General features: G+C 45.5%; 16 protein-coding genes. 3 read left to right on the top strand and 13 right to left on the bottom strand.

Going from position 1 to position 16,671, the window contains the following annotated elements; all coding sequences use genetic code 11:
- Window positions 1-70 precede the first annotated feature (70 nt).
- The 6 genes from murC to BGM23_RS21770 form a co-directional block, all read right to left on the bottom strand.
- Complete coding sequence (murC, locus tag BGM23_RS06990) at window positions 71-1,369, bottom strand: UDP-N-acetylmuramate--L-alanine ligase (RefSeq protein ID WP_003229274.1); 1,299 nt, start codon at window positions 1,367-1,369, stop codon at window positions 71-73.
- Window positions 1,370-1,618: 249 nt separating this feature from the next.
- The gene (gene sftA / locus BGM23_RS06985) at window positions 1,619-4,477 is read right to left on the bottom strand and encodes a DNA translocase SftA (RefSeq protein ID WP_003229272.1); all 2,859 of its coding nucleotides are present in this window, start codon (window positions 4,475-4,477) and stop codon (window positions 1,619-1,621) included.
- A 159-nt stretch (window positions 4,478-4,636) separates the two neighbouring features.
- Window positions 4,637-5,242, bottom strand: coding sequence for a YtpR family tRNA-binding protein (ytpR, locus tag BGM23_RS06980; RefSeq protein WP_003229269.1), 606 nt, complete (start codon window positions 5,240-5,242; stop codon window positions 4,637-4,639).
- Between the two features lie 15 nt (window positions 5,243-5,257).
- Window positions 5,258-6,067 carry a DUF1444 domain-containing protein gene (locus BGM23_RS06975; protein WP_009967991.1) on the bottom strand — a complete coding sequence of 270 codons (810 nt, stop codon included), beginning with the start codon at window positions 6,065-6,067 and terminating at the stop codon, window positions 5,258-5,260.
- A 14-nt stretch (window positions 6,068-6,081) separates the two neighbouring features.
- Complete coding sequence (locus BGM23_RS06970) at window positions 6,082-6,405, bottom strand: thioredoxin family protein (protein ID WP_003229265.1); 324 nt, start codon at window positions 6,403-6,405, stop codon at window positions 6,082-6,084.
- Window positions 6,406-6,443: 38 nt separating this feature from the next.
- Window positions 6,444-6,560, bottom strand: a complete 117-nt coding sequence (locus BGM23_RS21770) for a hypothetical protein (protein ID WP_004399150.1) — start codon at window positions 6,558-6,560, stop codon at window positions 6,444-6,446.
- A gap of 79 nt (window positions 6,561-6,639) precedes the next feature.
- Between BGM23_RS21770 and BGM23_RS06965 the strand changes: the two genes are divergently transcribed.
- Window positions 6,640-7,086 carry a YtoQ family protein gene (locus tag BGM23_RS06965; RefSeq protein ID WP_003229263.1) on the top strand — a complete coding sequence of 149 codons (447 nt, stop codon included), beginning with the start codon at window positions 6,640-6,642 and terminating at the stop codon, window positions 7,084-7,086.
- 54 nt (window positions 7,087-7,140) lie between these two features.
- On the opposite strand, the gene BGM23_RS06960 is transcribed toward BGM23_RS06965, so the two are convergent.
- Window positions 7,141-8,214, bottom strand: coding sequence for a M42 family metallopeptidase (locus BGM23_RS06960; protein ID WP_015251442.1), 1,074 nt, complete (start codon window positions 8,212-8,214; stop codon window positions 7,141-7,143).
- Window positions 8,215-8,372: 158 nt separating this feature from the next.
- On the opposite strand from BGM23_RS06960, the gene BGM23_RS06955 reads away from it, so the two are divergent.
- Entirely contained in the window at window positions 8,373-8,690 is a 318-nt protein-coding gene (locus BGM23_RS06955) for a PepSY domain-containing protein (RefSeq protein ID WP_053581894.1), read from the top strand.
- 52 nt (window positions 8,691-8,742) lie between these two features.
- On the opposite strand, the gene BGM23_RS06950 is transcribed toward BGM23_RS06955, so the two are convergent.
- The 3 genes from BGM23_RS06950 to trmB form a co-directional block, all read right to left on the bottom strand.
- Window positions 8,743-10,443, bottom strand: coding sequence for an NAD-dependent malic enzyme (locus BGM23_RS06950; protein ID WP_003229258.1), 1,701 nt, complete (start codon window positions 10,441-10,443; stop codon window positions 8,743-8,745).
- 82 nt (window positions 10,444-10,525) lie between these two features.
- Complete coding sequence (locus tag BGM23_RS06945) at window positions 10,526-11,371, bottom strand: YtnP family quorum-quenching lactonase (RefSeq protein ID WP_046663896.1); 846 nt, start codon at window positions 11,369-11,371, stop codon at window positions 10,526-10,528.
- A gap of 70 nt (window positions 11,372-11,441) precedes the next feature.
- Window positions 11,442-12,083 (bottom strand): tRNA (guanosine(46)-N7)-methyltransferase TrmB, encoded by a 642-nt coding sequence (gene trmB / locus BGM23_RS06940; protein ID WP_004398646.1) that lies wholly within the window; start codon window positions 12,081-12,083, stop codon window positions 11,442-11,444.
- 206 nt (window positions 12,084-12,289) lie between these two features.
- Between trmB and BGM23_RS06935 the strand changes: the two genes are divergently transcribed.
- Complete coding sequence (locus BGM23_RS06935; RefSeq protein WP_003237926.1) at window positions 12,290-12,568, top strand: YtzH-like family protein; 279 nt, start codon at window positions 12,290-12,292, stop codon at window positions 12,566-12,568.
- Here the strand turns inward: BGM23_RS06935 and BGM23_RS06930 are convergent, their stop codons facing one another.
- The 3 genes from BGM23_RS06930 to BGM23_RS06920 all read right to left on the bottom strand — a co-directional run bounded on the left by BGM23_RS06930 (window position 12,569) and on the right by BGM23_RS06920 (window position 16,657).
- Window positions 12,569-13,366 (bottom strand): phosphotransferase family protein, encoded by a 798-nt coding sequence (locus tag BGM23_RS06930; protein ID WP_009967993.1) that lies wholly within the window; start codon window positions 13,364-13,366, stop codon window positions 12,569-12,571.
- Window positions 13,367-13,545: 179 nt separating this feature from the next.
- Window positions 13,546-15,702: a type I pullulanase gene (pulA, locus tag BGM23_RS06925; RefSeq protein WP_046663897.1), complete on the bottom strand. Its 2,157-nt coding sequence runs from the start codon at window positions 15,700-15,702 to the stop codon at window positions 13,546-13,548.
- Window positions 15,703-15,727: 25 nt separating this feature from the next.
- Entirely contained in the window at window positions 15,728-16,657 is a 930-nt protein-coding gene (locus tag BGM23_RS06920) for a diacylglycerol kinase family lipid kinase (protein ID WP_003229243.1), read from the bottom strand.
- Window positions 16,658-16,671 lie beyond the last annotated feature (14 nt).

Genomic DNA, 16,671 nt, shown 5'->3' with positions numbered 1-16,671 from the left:
TTATGTAAGAAAATCCTTTAATAAGCTTTCCCATCAGATAAATAAAAAGCAGTGAGATCACTGCTTTTTATTATGCCATGACGTTTTCATAGGCTCTCATATATTTTTGGATATCTCCTGCTCCCATGAAGATGAGAACGGCTTTATCATGAGCTTTTAAAACAGATGTGTCATCTTCTTCAATCAGCTTGGCATTATGAATTTTTCCCTGGAGATCGCCGATCGTCAGCTTTCCGGCATTCTCACGGGCTGAGCCGAAAATATCGCATAAATACACACAGTCGGCGCCGCTCAGGCTTTCTGCAAATTCGTCAAGGAACTGCTGCGTCCGGGTAAATGTATGAGGCTGGAATACCGCGACAATTTCCCGATCAGGATACTTCTGTCTTGCCGCCTCGATTGTCACTTTTATTTCTGTCGGATGATGGGCATAGTCATCAATCAGCACTTGATCCCCAAGCTGCTTCTCATTGAATCTGCGTTTGACGCCCCCAAAGGATTTGAGAGCATGCTTAATGATGCTGGAATCAATTTCTTCATAATGGCATAACGCAATGACCGCCAATGAGTTTAATACATTGTGGTGGCCGTACGCAGGAATATAAAACGTATCATAGAACGTATTGCGGACAAAGACATCAAAAGTTGTCCCTTCCGTGCTTTTTACGATGTTTCTGGCTTGAAAATCATTTTCTTCCCCCGTGCCATAATACACAACCGGGACGTTCGCATGGATTTTCGGCAGATGCTCATCGTCTCCGCAGGCAATAATGCCTTTGTTGACTTGAAGAGCCATCTCTTGGAAAGCGTCAAATACATCGTCAATGCTTGAGAAGTAATCAGGGTGATCAAAATCAATATTCGTCATAATCGCATAATCTGGCTGATAGCTTAAGAAATGGCGGCGGTATTCGCACGCTTCAAACACAAAGTATTCGCTGTTTTCATTTCCCTGGCCTGTTCCGTCTCCGATTAAGAAAGACGTCGGTTTTGCGTTTTGGATCACGTGAGCCAGCAGACCCGTAGTCGACGTTTTGCCGTGTGCGCCCGTAACGGCAACACTCGTGAATTTTTTCATGTAGTCGCCTAAAAACTTATGATAACGTATCACCGGAATTCCCTCAGACATCGCTTTTTCTATTTCAGGATGCGTGTCTGGGAATGCGTTTCCGGCGATGACTGTCATGCCGGGTTTAATATTTTCCGCGCTAAAAGGAAGAATCGTAATATTTCTTTTTTCAAGCGCTGTTTGCGTAAAAATAAATTTTTCGATATCCGATCCTTGGACAGTATATCCATTATCATGAAGTATTTGGGCAAGCGGACTCATACCGGTCCCTTTTATTCCAACAAAATGATAAACAGTCATAATTGTACCTCCAACAAACGTCTATCTGTTCCCCAGTATATGACGCTCATTTCAATTTGCGACCGCGGCGGCTGAAAAGCCTCCCTTAGCGGCGTATTTTATATGTTTTGTTATGTTTAGTATCAGGTTATTTCTTTCCGATTAAACCCAGATATCAAGATTTGTCTATGCACAGCTGCTGTAAAGCGGCATAGCTGTTAAATGCTCTAAACACTATCATACCATGTTTGGTGTGAAAATGAACCCATATTATTCGTTTATTAAATCACTTGCTGTGATCAGCACCTCTCGAGGCTTGCTTCCTTTTGCCTCAGAGATCATGCCTTCCGCTTCCATCATGTCGATCAGCCTTGCCGCACGATTGTAACCGATTCTGAATCTTCTTTGCAGGCTTGAAGTGCTCGCACTGTTTTGCTCTACAACAAACTCACACGCTTCGTAAAACAGTTCGTCCTCTTCTTTCAGGGCAGATCCTTGTCTTACGAGCTCTTCTTGTTCAAATAAATAGGTCGGCGGCATTTGGCTTCTGACGTGGGAAACGACGCGGTCGATTTCCCGGTCTGACACAAAGTTACCTTGCAGACGAACCGGTTTTCCCGAGCCGTTTTCCAAAAAGAGCATATCCCCTTTTCCGAGAAGCTTTTCTGCACCGGCTATATCAATAATTGTTCGGGAATCAACCTGGCTTGAGACAGAAAAGGCGATTCTCGTTGGGATATTCGCCTTAATCAGACCTGTAATGACATCGACTGACGGACGCTGAGTTGCGACGAGAAGATGGATACCGCACGCTCTGGCTTTTTGGGCGATCCGCGCAATGCTTTCTTCCACATCGTTTGGAGCCACCATCATCAAATCTGCAAGCTCATCAATAATGACAACTAAATACGGCAGCTTTTCACCCATTTGGTGTTCAGCGGTTAATTGATTAAAGCGGTCAATGTCGCGGACACCTGAATGGGCAAAAAGCTCATAGCGGCGCTCCATTTCCTCAACGACCCATTTCAAAGCAGCCGTAGCCGCTTTAGCATCAGTAATGACCGGGCTGACGAGGTGAGGAATTTTATTGTAAGGGGCCAGCTCTACCATTTTCGGATCAATCAGCAGCACCTTTACCTCACTCGGGTCAGCTTTATAAAGCAGGCTTACTAATATTGTATTGATGCATACGCTTTTTCCGGAGCCTGTAGCGCCGGCAATCAAGCCATGCGGCATTTTCTTCAAGTCGATAACAACAGGATTTCCCGAAATATCTAATCCCAGCGCAGCTGTGAGCGGTGACTTGCTTGTCCTGAAAGCTGAGCTGCGAATCATTTGGCGCAAATCAACCACCTTGCTCGTGCGGTTCGGCACTTCAATTCCGATCGTGTTTTTCCCCGGAATCGGCGCTTCAATCCGAATATCTTTAGCTGAGAGACTGAGTTTAATATCATCGGACAAGTTGGTGATTTTATTCACCTTTACACCCGGTTCAGGATGCACTTCAAATCTCGTGACAGACGGACCCTGGGTTACATGGACCACATTGGCGCGGACATTGAAATTTTTCAAGGTCAAATCAAGAAGCTGACGCTGTTCTTCGATCCACGCAGTATCATCTTGAACCTGCGCTGGCGGGACATCAAGCAGTGCAACATTCGGAAATACATAGCTGCCGCGGCGCTCCTCTGCTTTTTGCTGTTTATGCGTATCTCTTTTCAGCATCATCACATTAAAAGGAACGGATGGCCCTTTTTGAGAAGATGCGCTTTGTTCAGTCCTTTTCTCCTGTACACCAGGCCTTTTTTTCGGCTCTTCTGAAGCTTCGCGAGGTTTGTCTGCGCGAATTTCCTGCCGGTTTTCAAGAGTTGCAGTAGACGATTTGGAACCCTGCTCCATGTGTTCAGTTTTCTCAAGCTCTGTATGGCTGTCTGGCTGAACATCTATCTTCGTTTCCTGAGCCTCTCCCAGGGTGTCATAATGATTATTTATTATGCTTTCTGATGGCTCTTCTGATTCTTTTGCCACAGTTTCTGCTTGAGCCAGAGCCTCTGATGAATACTCATGATCAGTAAATAAAGGCTCTTCCTGACGAATGTCCATTTGTTCTTCTTGAACGAACGGGGACTCAGCACCTTCTGCCGCGTTTTCATGATGATTGTATACTGGGCTGTCTGACGGCTCTTTTGCTTTTTCATCCTCAGATACTGCCTCTGTCTGAGATTCAGGAGCTGTTTGCTCTTCATCAAGTTCAGCGGAGAAAACAGGCTCTTCAAATTTCTCTGGCTGCTGCTCCCTTTGTTCTTCCTCAGCCGTTGCAGGCTCTTCGCGGCCTACTTCACTGTCTGAAAGCCCTTCAGCCGCCGTATCTGTGAGCATCTCAGGCGGTGTTTGCTCTTCGGCTTGTTCAGCTGGGAAGAAAGGCTCCTCTTTTTCCGGCTGTTGAACGCCTGACTCAAATGGCACTTTGTTACCTGACGGCTCGGCTGGCCGTTTCGCCAGCGCCTCATCATGCTCCGTATCCTTTCTGTTTAAAACGCCAGAAGGCTGTTTTTCAAATTGGGTATCCGGGAAGAAAGGACTTTCTATTTTGGAATGCGCCTGTGTGTCTGAAGCAGGATAGCCGCGTTCACGTTCGATCTCTTCTGACAGCAGTGTTACCTTCTCTTTTACCGATTTATCCGGTTCGTTCAATGTTTCAGAAGGCTTTTTCGGCACATCCTTTTTAACAGATGGTTTTTGATTGAATCCATAGACAGGCGAAGGGATATTTGTCGGTTTAAACGGTTTCTTCGCCGGCTCTGCTGCTTGATATGTATGCTGCTCTTCTTCATTTCTGGGACGCTCTCTGTAAGGTGCAGCACTTGGACGAGGCGCGGATTTCGGTTCGTCCGATGGTGTGCGGCGCCTTCTCAGGTCATGATTTTTGTATCCGTCAGGCACGACTGGAAAACGGAATTTGCCTTTTGGATATTCATAATATATTTTAGGATCTTCCAATCTTTTTAATTGTCCTTCAGGATGATGTACTTCTTGTTGCTGCGGAATTTGAGCGGGTTTTGTCTCCCGTTCAGCATCCTCTTCGCTTTCGCCTAAAAACAAATCAAAAAATTTATGAAGCCAACTCATAATTTATCTCTAACTCCCTTATAGTTTTCTGGGACGGTTTTTAGTATACCACTGCTGGTCGGCCCAGAAAAGATTAAGCTATCAGCAGAAACAAAGCCGCTAAACAAGGGCTTAGCGGCTTTTCACATGATTCGTTTTTTTTGGCGGATTTATGGGAGTCTAAAACTGAAATGCGTCTCCCGCCTCATAGTCTCCTTCTAACACAAGGATTCCTTTTTCAGCAGGGGCATCCGGCAAATCAAGCTCTTTCGCTGAGCAGATCATCCCGCTTGACGGAACGCCACGAAGCTCTGCATCCTTAATGACAAGTCCGCTAGGCATCACAGCACCGACTTTGGCAACGACAACTTTTTGGCCTTGGTCAACGTTAGGCGCGCCGCAGACGATCTGAAGCGTTTCTTCTCCTACGTTGACTTTACATACGCTTAATTTATCCGCATTCGGATGTTTTTCTTTTGATTCTACATAACCCACAACAAACTTCGGAGATAAATCAACGACTAATGTTTCTTCAACGCCGTTTCTGTTTAAAATCTCATTCACATCTTGCACGAATGTTTCTGAGAGCGCAACAGGGCCGTTTTCATCAATGGTCAAGTAAGAAGACGCATTGAAAATGTTGAAGCCCGTTGTTTCTTTTGTTTCGTTATTGAAAATTTTGACGACGTCGCCGTGTTTTTCATAGCCTAATTGTTCGCGTGTCACATCTTGAAGAGAGATCAGGAGCGTGTCTCCCACACCTTCTTTATTATAAAAAGCGTTCATAAGTAAAAATCCTTTCTAATCCTTTTTCGGACGGCTTTTCGCCAGGATAAACACCGGTTCCAGCTTTCCTTCATTGTACAAAAATGATAGGGCGGTAATCGGGACGGTGCCGCCTGCAAAGAAGCTCATCGACATTTGTCCTAGAATATCATACCCCGATTCATTCCGGATGTCAGCAAGAATCAAAACGTCCTGATGAGGAACAGAGATCGCCAGCTCACCTTCTGCATGCTGCTTATACTCATTTAAGATCGCTTCGTTCAAAATCCGGCTTGCGTCGTATCCGTCGTTTGCCCTGAAGAAATAAAAGTAATTGCCGGCAACCGTATCCTCTTTGACAACCGTCGGCAGGGAACGGAGATTAAATGCGGCCGTCTCTCTGATCCGCTCTTTTGTCCAGTTTTCTTTCTCAAGCATGCGCTGGTCAATTAAACGGTAGGTTTTCCCGAGATCTAGCGCGTAATAAATTCTTGTCTCTGCGGTATGATCGTCATAAATGAGCGGGATATCTTCGCTGGACTTGTCCGGGAAGGAAGTCGAGCGGATGACCGGATAAATGCGAGTTTCTTTCCCGGTCATTTCCTGAGCCTTCCCTTCCATTGCCGTCATCGCTTCGGAGACATAGTACACGATCTCATCAATGGCTTCGTCTTTTTTCAGTTCCCATTTTGCAATAATCGGCGGCAAATCGAGTGTAATCCCTTTTTTAGTCGTTTGATCCTCAACACGGAGGGTGTCTTTTTCTCTGTCAAACAGAAAGGAGCGATTCTCGTGCTGAAGGCGCTGCTTCAGTATATCTGACAGCTTCCTTGAGGTCATTTTCAAACCGATGTCCTCCTTTACGCTTTAGCGAGAGAGTCTGTTAAAAACTGTTCAATTTCTTCTTTTGTTTTGCGGTCTTTGCTCACAAAACGATTTACTTCTTTTCCTTCATTAAACACCACAAAGCTTGGGATTCCGTAAATTTCCCACTCTGCACATGTATCAATGAATTTGTCACGGTCTACGTAGTAGTAGGTGAATTCAGGGAAATTCGCTTCCAGTTCAGGCAGGAAAGGCTCTACAAAACGGCAATCCGGGCACCAATCGGCCGAAAACATAAATACAGACCAATCATCCTTTACCGCTTTTTCCAGCTCTTGAGTTGATTCAATTTTTTTCATTTCATATCCCTCCAGTTGTTTATGTTCTTACATGTTTTTTATCGATACTCGTCCATTTGGATCATACCAAACTGCTTGAGGCAAAACCACTTATATGCAACGAATGAATATGTAAGATTGGCTTTCCCATTATCATTATCATATTTTATTTGCATTATCAAGCTCGTTTCGTTTAACATCGTGTACATGAGGGTGAAATTTACAGATGGATATACATAAGGAGGGATTTTTATTATGGAGTTTATCGTCTATTTAGCAGGAGAAATCCACAGCAATTGGCGCGAGGAAATTAAAGAAAAAACAAAATCACTGAAGCTCCCGATTACGTTTGTTGGCCCGATGGAGAATCATGACCGCTCAGACAATATTGGTGAAGAAATTATGGGCGTACAGCCAAATGCCGTTTTAAAGGATGACAAAGCCTCTGACATCAACAACTTCAGAACCGCCGTCCTGATGAATAAAGCAGACTTTGTGATCGCCCTGTTTGGCGAAAAGTACAAACAGTGGAACACGGCAATGGATGCATCATATGCGATCGCAAAAGGAAAACCCCTGATTATCATCCGGCCGGAATCGCTCCACCATCCTTTAAAAGAGCTTTCCAATAAAGCGAATATTACGGTTGAAACCGTTAACCAAGCCATTAAGGCCCTTTCCTATCTATTTGAAACAGAATAAGAAAAAAGCTTGTCGATCCGGGCTTACTGCTCGTTCAACAAGCTTTTATGAAACCTACATATTTTCTTTAATCGCATCCACTGTCTGCTTATCGCAGGCTGTTACAAGTTTGATGAGCATTTCTTTAGCAGCAGCATAATCATCAATATGAATGATAGAAGCGTTTGTATGAATATAGCGGGAACATATTCCGATAACCGCTGACGGCACACCGCTGTTCGAAATATGAACCTTGCCTGCGTCTGTTCCCCCGCCGGATACAAAATATTGATATGGAATATCATGCGTTTCAGCCATATCAAGAACGAATTCCCTCATTCCGCGATGCATGACTGTCGTTCTGTCAAGAATGCGCAGCAAAAAGCCTTTTCCAAGCTGGCCGAATTCATTTTTGTCTCCGCTCATATCGTTTGCCGGGCTGGCGTCAAGGGCGAAAAACAAGTCCGGTTTAATCATATGAGAAGCCGTCTGCGCGCCCCTTAGCCCTACTTCTTCCTGAACCGTTGCACCCGCATAGAGTGTATTCGGAAGCTCTTTACCGTGTAATTCCTTCAGAAGTTCAATGCTTAAGCCGCATCCATATCTGTTATCCCATGCTTTTGATAAAATTTTCTTTTCATTCGCCATCGTCGTAAACGGACAAACAGGCACGATCTGCTGTCCCGGTCTAATGCCGATTTTGATGGCGTCTTCCTTATCATCCGCTCCAATGTCGATCATCATGTTTTTGATATCCATCGGTCGGTTTCGCTGCGCATCTGTCAATAAATGCGGCGGTATGCTTGAAATCACACCCGGAACCGGCCCGTTATCTGTTTGAATTTCAACCCGCTGCGCAAGCAAAACTTGGCTCCACCAGCCTCCGAGCGTCTGGAATCTGAGCAGCCCGTTGTCTGTAATGGATGTCACCATGAAGCCGACTTCGTCCATGTGCCCGGCTACCATAATTCTCGGTGCGTCCTCTGCGCCTCGTCTGACTCCGAAAACACTTCCCAGTCTGTCCTGAACGATGTCATCTGCATATTTGGCTAGCTCCTGCTTCATAAAAGCACGAACCTGATGCTCATTGCCCGGCGCGCCGGGAAGCTGCGTCAGTGTTTGGAAAAGCGCTTTCGTTTCTTGATTCATGTTTTCCCCTCATTTCTATGTAGTCCTTTTATTTTATTAGAAACAATGAAGTTTTCCAAGCACTCTGACCCAATCTGCTCGATCAGCCGCGTATTGCTTAACAGGATTTGGCTGTTTCTGTATAATGAAAAGTACGATCAACCAGGAGGTGCTTTATTTTGAAATTGCGTCATCTTTTTTTAGGAGCAGGACTTGGAATTTGTACGGCTGTCGTTGTGAGACAATATGTGATGAAGCCTTATATTTCTTCAGAAAAAGCGCTTCGAATTGTAAAATCTGCTTTTAAGCAGCGGGGCCCGATTGACGGATCATGGATTTACACCCAGCCGGAGCCCTACAATATTAACGGAGAAACGGTACAGGTATACAAAACCGGCATTACACGATCAGCTTTCGGAGAATTAGAACAGTATGAAGTCATGGTGGATGCGAAAACGGGAGAAATTGTTGATGTCATTGATACAATCGCCTCTTAACACCGGACAAGCAAAAAATAGAAGCCGCTGCCCACGCAGCGGCTCTTTTTTATTATATCGCGCGAATCGGTTTGTATACCGGATACCACATCGCATCCTGCACTGCCTGTATAATGTCTTCAGGCTCTTCCGTAGCGACGCCTTCCTTCATTGCGGTTTTTGCAACTTCAACAGCAACGGTTGCCGAAACAGTGCGCAAATCTTCAACTTTTGGAAGCATCGGCGCGCCAGGCACCCCGACATTGACCATACCTGCGATTGCCCGGGCACATGCTTCAAACATGCCGTCGGTAATTAATTTTGATTTGGTAACAATCGTTCCAAGACCGAGACCAGGGAAGACAAGCGCGTTGTTTGCCTGCCCGATATGATACGTAACTCCGTTATATTCAACTGGCGGGAACGGGCTTCCTGTCGTGATCAGCGCACGGCCTTCTGTCCATTCGATTAAATCCTCTGGTTTTGCTTCAGAAAGAGTTGTCGGATTTGACATTGGCAAAATCGCCGGCCGTTTCACATGTGACGCCATTTCTTTTACAATTTCTTCAGTGAAAGCGCCGGAAACCGTAGATGTGCCGATCAGGATCGTCGGTTTCGCCTGCCGGACCACTTCAAGAAGATCAATGCCTCCGCCGTCTCCGTTCCGCTGATAATCCTTCACTTCATCAGCCGAACGGGCATACGGCTTTTGGAAATCAAGAAGCTGATCCATATCATCTGTTAACAGCCCGTTTCTGTCTATGCACCAGAAGCGCTTGTATGATTCTTCTTCACTCAGTCCCTCGCGCACCAATGCTTCCCGCAGCTGTTCGGCAATTCCGATTCCTGCCGTTCCCGCTCCGAATATAACAACTCTGTGATCTCTCAGCGGAACTTTAGACGCTTTTGCACAGGATAAGACTGCGGCCAAAGAAACAGCGCCAGTTCCTTGGATATCATCATTGAAGGTACACACTTTATCTTTATAGCGTTTCAAAATGCTTCGCGCGTTTTTCGCCCCGAAATCCTCCCAATGCAGCAATGCATTCGGAAATGTTTCTCTCGCCAGCGCAACGTAGTCGTCAATAAATTGGTCATAGCGTTCCCCGCGCACTCTGGAATGCTGGTTGCCGACATAAAGCGGGTCGTTTAAGAGGCTCTCCTGATTTGTCCCCGCATCTAAAACTACAGCCAGCACTCTGCTCGGATCAATGCCCGCAGCCGCTGTATAAACCGCCAGCTTGCCAATAGAAATCGCGATTCCTCCGACGCCCCAGTCACCGATTCCTAAAATTCCTTCCGCATCAGTTGCAACAATTAAATCGATCGTATCGCTTTGATCTTTATACTGTTTAAATGCTTCTTTCATACCGTCCGGGTCATCGATTGACAGATAGAGCCCTCGTGGTTTTCTGTATTCATGGCTGTATCTCTGGATTGCCGTTCCGACTGTCGGTGTGTAGACAATCGGGAGCATTTCCCCTAAATGGTCATTTAACAGGCGGTAAAACAGCGTTTCATTCCGATCGTGCAGCGCCGTTAAATAGACATTTTTGCTCAAATCGTCAGGCTGTGCGGAATATTGCTCATACGCTCTTTTCGCCTGATCATCAATTGTTAATACCTTGGGCGGCAGAAAGCCTTTTAAACCAAGTTCTTTTCTTTCTTCCTCAGTAAAAGCAACACCTTTGTTCAAAAAAGGAACAGAGAGCACTTCAAGGCCTCTTAATGTTGTTTGAATGTCTCCTTCGTTTGTTACTCTGAATTGTTTCACCCTGCCTCTTCCTTTCTGAGCATAATTAGTACTAGGTTTGCATTATTAGCCGGAAAACATGCAGGGTAAACATAAAAATATGCTATTGCTTCATTCGCTTGACTGAATCTTTGATGCTTCCGTCCTCCTCCCATTGAAGGGCGCGATACTCGGCATCATGATAAAAAATAAACCAAGCGTCTTTTTCTGCTGCGAACGCCTGCCATTTCTGCTTTTGCGGGATAGAGGTCATCGGATAATCATCGTAAGCCAGCACCCATAGCGGATTGCGGTGGGCATGTGTCGGCATCAGATCTGCCATATGTACGGCAGTTTCACCCGCATCCTCGCATATCAGGACACTGTGTCCGTCGCTATGGCCTCCGGTGTGATGCATTGTAATACCCTCTGTGATCGTTAAGGTGTCTTCAAAGGTTTTGACTTGGCCAGCTACAGCCTCCCAATTTTCTTTCCAATACGTATTTTTCGACCTGATATTCGGATGGCGCATTTCGTCCCATTCAACAGCTGATGTATAAATCACTGCATTCGGAAAGACAGAGACGAGCCGTTCACCTTCATATTCCGTTAAACCGCATGCATGATCAAAATGAAGGTGTGTCATTGCGATCACATCTATATCGGCAACCGTTAATCCGAGTGCAGCTAATGAGGGTTTCACATTCGACTCTTGTGTCACGCCATAGTTTCGTTTTTGTTTATCAGTCAGCTTGCCGTACCCAATTCCGGCGTCAATGATGATATTGAGCCCATCCTTTTGAATCAAAATAGGGTCTGTTCTTAGTTCAATCTGGTTTTTTTCATTGACTGGATATTTTTTAGACCAAAGCGGCTTTGGCACAACGCCGAACATGGCGCCTCCGTCCATATGCGTCACGCCTCCGTCAAGCCAGGTCAACGTGATGTTTCCAATTTTCATTGTTTCCATTTTCATCCCCCCCTATCATCATGGTAGCAAACGGCCCATAAAAAAAACAGACTCCTGTCAGAGTCTGTCTTTACGTTCTCCATTCAACCTCAGCCCGATAGATCGGCTGGCCGAGTGCAGAGAATTTTTCTTCATATTCTGTCATAATATTGCCTTCCAGATTGCTGTTATGCAAATCGAGACTGACGTATGTCAGCAGGAGGCCGTACTCAGAGAAGCTCTTCAAAGAGTACTCAAATAAACCTCGGTTGTCCGTTTTAAAATGAATCGATCCGCCTTTGCCCATTACTTCTTCATATTTTTTGAGGAAGTGGGAATATGTCAGGCGGCGTTTTTCATGCCGTTTCTTCGGCCAAGGATCAGAAAAGTTCAAGTAGACCCGTTTCACTTCCCCCGGCTCAAACACATCCGTCAGCGTGTCCGCATCTATATTCAGAAGCTTTACATTCTGCGCTTCGCTGTCTTTTACTTTTTGGACGGCTGTCACGATGACGCTTTTAAATAACTCAATACCAATATAATTGATGTCGGGATTTTGTTTGGCCATACCAGAAATAAATTGGCCTTTTCCTGTACCAACCTCGATATGGATCGGATTGTCGTTGCCAAACACTGTGTTCCATTTCCCTTTATAATCAGCAGGATTGCTGATGGCAATATCTGCGTTTTCAGCCAAAAAGTCATCAGCCCAAGGCTTGTGGCGCATTCTCATATGATTGACACCTCTATCTATTATTTCGACTAACAACATACCATGAATTAAAAAGACCCGCAAGCTCGTTTTTCCAGTGTATCTCTCTTAAGGCCGAGCGCATAAAAAAAGAGGGTCCCGTCTGCTGGAACACTCCTTTCCCATGTATAAAAACGCTCTGTTTTGAACAATTTAACCCGTATGATACTGAAGGGATGTGTACCGTTATGGGTTTACATTATGAGCATCAAGTTCATTTATTGAAGGATATATTGACTGACCATCAATTGGACTGCTGCGGAACAGTCGCAGAGTACGAGCAGCTTGAGCGTGTGATTAAATCACTGATGGCAAACACCGAGCTTGATTCAAATTTCAAAAACGTGCTTGAAGATGTTTACCGCTACAGCCAATCAGGAATATCGTCCAAATCCATCGACTCACACATACAAGAGCATCAGAACAGCCTGTCTCAATGGGTAGAGCAAATGGATTCGTATTCCTGATTAATCAACAATTCGTTTCATGAGGATATGCAGCTCTTCCATTGCATCATGAAATTCCTTATCATTGCCTTTTGCTTTATGCCAGGCAATGAAAGTAATTGTTTCAGATAACACATACCAAGCCATTCGCAACCGAAGGCTTTCTGTCAGCTCTATGCCGTACATGCTCAGCCAGCTCTCCCAAGCTGGCTTTTCGACGTAGTGGTACAGCAAAGGCCCGAGGTCCATCGCCGGATCAGCGATCATGGCGCCGTCCCAGTCAATTAAATACAGCTGGTTGTCTTCAGACAATAGCCAGTTATTATGATTGACATCACAATGGCAAACGACTTTCTCACCGAAATGCACTTCATGCAGGTGTTCTTCCAAATACTTGATCCCTTCTTGAATCAGCGGCGAAGATTGCTGCACAGCAAATACAGCCTGCTTCAGCTGAGACAAAAGAGCCCCCGGGTTCAGCGGTTCTTTTCCAAGTCTCTTCAGCATGTCCAGCAAGGCTTTTGATGTGTGTATTTTACGAAGCAATTCAGCAACGGGCCGTCCGCTCATGTCTTTAGGCTTCAGCTCTCTGCCGGTCATCCAGTGCTGGGCCGTAATGACGTCCCCATTTTCCATCCGTTTTGTCCAAACCAGCTTCGGAACAATGCCTTCGGCGGATAAAACAGCTAAAAAAGGTGAGCTATTACGTTTTAAAAAAAGCTGCTGCCCGTTATGTTTCGCATAATATGCATCTCCTGTAGCTCCTCCGGCGGGGAAGATCTCCCAATCGCTACCTAGTAATTGTCCCAACCAGTTCATATCAATGTTCAACCCATCATTTCTTAAAATATTTTAGAATTAAGGCTAATCGTTTCTAGTCTATCCAGCGAATGCCTTTTTCGTACGAATCGTATAAAAATAAAAAAGACAGCTATTGAGAGTCTCATATGCTAATCAATAGCCGTCCTTTAAATTTTAGCGCTATAGCACAAACTTCGTCAAGCAAAACTCTTAAGATCTGATGCTAAATATAAGATAACCGTTCCGATGCCGTTTACTGCAACCGTTTTCTTGATTTCTGCCGGGTCTTCCTGAAATCCTGATGGATCACATAAAAGCCGATAAGGTATGTCGTTTGGCAGCCTCCACTCGACGGAGTCTGGACTCGCGTGATGGATAACAATGATATCTTTCCATTCGTCAACCTCGTCAAGATCATAAAGCCTGTATGCGATAAGGTGTTCTTTTAGCGTCAAGCATTCAAGATGGCGCCGGATGTCTGCAGCGGACCTAAGACGGAATGCAGGATGCGCTTTTCTCAGCGAGATCAGCCTGCGGATATAGTGAACATCTTCTTTGAATGTTTCGCGGCGATCCCAGTCGAGCTGGTTGATGCTGTCACTGGATTGATAGCTGTTTTCCACTCCCTGCTTCGTCCGGAAAAATTCCTGACCGCTGTGAATAAACGGCACCCCTTGGGCAAGCAAAATAATCGCGGCTGCAAGCCTTTGCCTGCTTCGCTTTCGGCTGTCATTTTCTTGAGGAAGCGCAAAGCTCATTTTATCCCAAAAGGTGTGATTGTCGTGTGATTCGACATAATTGATGGACTGGCTTGGTTCCGGAACAATCGGTGCTAATGCCTTCCATCCGGAAGACCCGGCAATTCCATGCATCACAGCTTGTGCTGATTCACCGTTGCCGAGCGCAAACCCTGTTGCCTTAAGGTGAAAGGTGTTCCCTTTTACAGCGTCACGAAACATATCATTAAAAAAGCCGATGCCCGGCATTCTTGGCGCGTTCGCCAAAGCAGCTTTCTGTTCATGCGGCAGCGGTGTAGCCAGGTCCCACCCTTCTCCAAAAAGCAGGATTCCGGGCTTTGCCTTAGTTGCTTTCTCTTTCATATAAAGCACGGTGTCAATATCTAAAATCCCGAGGAGATCAAAGCGGAAGCCGTCAACATTGTATTCTTCAAGCCAATAGACCACGCAATCCGCAATGAATTTTCTTGCCATCCTTCTTTCTGATGCAATATCATTGCCAACGCCGGTGCCGTTTGATGGCATCCCACATTCGTCGTGCCGGAAAAAATAACCGGGCACTGTCTTTTCAAAGGGGGAATTCTCCCTCTTATACACATGGTTAAAAACAACATCCAGAATGACTCGCAGACCGTGCTGATGCAGGGTATTGATCATTTGTTTCAGCTCTGTTTTTCTCGTTTGAGGATCATGAGGATTTGAGGCATAGCTTCCCTCCGGGGCAAAGAAATGAAGCGGGTTATATCCCCAATTGTATGCATCAAGCGGCTTCTCTTCATCAACTCCGGCAAAATCATTCACCGGCAGAAGCTCCACATGTGTCACACCAAGCTCTTTTACATACGCTAATCCCGAAGAACTGCCATTTGCGGTTTGTGTATCAGTTTCCGTCAGCGCTAAGTATTTTCCCTTGTTTATCATGCCGCTGTTTTCATGGATGGAGAAGTCGCGAAGATGCGTCTCATAGATGACGGCATCCACAGGGTGTGAGAATGGTTTAAGAGGAGCAGTCCATTTCATTTGATCCGGGCGCAAGACGACGCCCTTCTCTCCATTTACAGTCACAGCCTTGGCATACTGGTCAACTGTTTCCATCCATTCTGAATTGTTGCAGATGCAAAACAAATACTCATATCCGTGAAGGTCACCTGTGACCGTAACGGCATAGACGCCTTTTTCCAAGCGAGTCATTTGGAATGTGCGCCCGCTTTTATTGGGGTGTGAAAGCTTGACAGCAGCTGAGGTTGCAGCAGGCGCCCATACTTTAAATACGGTATGATCCGCGGTATAAACGGCGCCCAGCTCTCCGTCATAATAAAATTCGTCATCAAACGCTGCCGTCCGGATGACCGCGCCAATTTGGAGATCCGTTTTGTGGCCGCTGGATGCTCTGACGCAATGGATTTTTCCAAATGTCACAGGATGGTCGGATACGCAGACGTACTTGTATTTTGCTTCAAGGGAGTATTCCTCCCTGACAGCCAGAGGAAAATCTGTTATTTCTGTCTCAAGCCGAAACGGCGGTGTCATGATTTCCTTTTGTTCAGCAGGAATCAGAACAGTAATGATATTCATGTCATCGACATACGCTTCGAAGCTGCGGCGGATGCTGACCATCGGAAGCTCTCTCCTCCAAACACGTTTATGTTTTGATTCTTAGGGGTGAAGGACTAGATGCCAGACGAAACGGGGTAGTGCCCATGATTTCTCCGTCAGCATGGAACGGGATTTTGTCCTTCGTGTAAAATGTAATGTCCTTCGCTTTAAACATCGTAACGCCATCCATCTTTGTATGTTTTCCAAATGCCATGAGACATAAAAGCCAATATTTTTTCAAAAACGGCTGGTTTTCAACGATTACGATATCAAATGTCTTCTCGCGCGGATTTGCTAGGGGCGCCGCCTTCATGCCTCCCCCGTAAAACGGATGGTTGGATACAACGGCAAACCAGACATCATGAAATTCGCGCGTCTCGTCTTCCGTCGTACAAGCTAACGTAAACGGCTTAAAGGTTGCCGAAGCGTGCAAATGAGAAAGCGGATACACAAGAAATCGAAGGCGGAGAAAAAGAAAAACCCGTCTCAACGGAAATTCCATCGCCTTTTTATTGACATATGCGTCAAACCCGATCCCGATATGATTCATAAAATAAAGAATCTGTGATTTATCCTGAAGGAAATTGACGCTCCCTAAATGAAAGGTTCTTGTTAACGGGCGCTTTACCTTCTTGATTTCCTGTATCAGATCGATTTTTTTAATAGAGAACCCTCGCGAAAAATCATTATACGCGCCCGCCGGCACAAAGCTCAGCTCAATATCGTCAACATCTTTCAGCCCGTTGACAACTTCATGCATGGTTCCGTCTCCGCCAATGACGATCAGGCGCTTCAGCTTATATTCCTGTATCGTTGAAATCTGTCTGGCGAGCACCTCGGCGTGTCCCGGATGTTCAGTTAAAAATGAACGGTGCTCAACCTTTCGTTTGATCAATTCTTTTTGAATGGACTTCCAAACACGCAGGCCGTTTCGATGTCCTGCTGTCGGATTAATAATAAAAAACCAATGGCTCATCTTTCTCACCTGCT

The organism is Bacillus sp. FJAT-14266, from assembly GCF_001719225.1.
In the GTDB taxonomy this organism is placed as follows: Bacteria; Bacillota; Bacilli; order Bacillales; family Bacillaceae; genus Bacillus; species Bacillus subtilis.
This window is presented reverse-complemented; position numbering and strand designations above follow the sequence as displayed.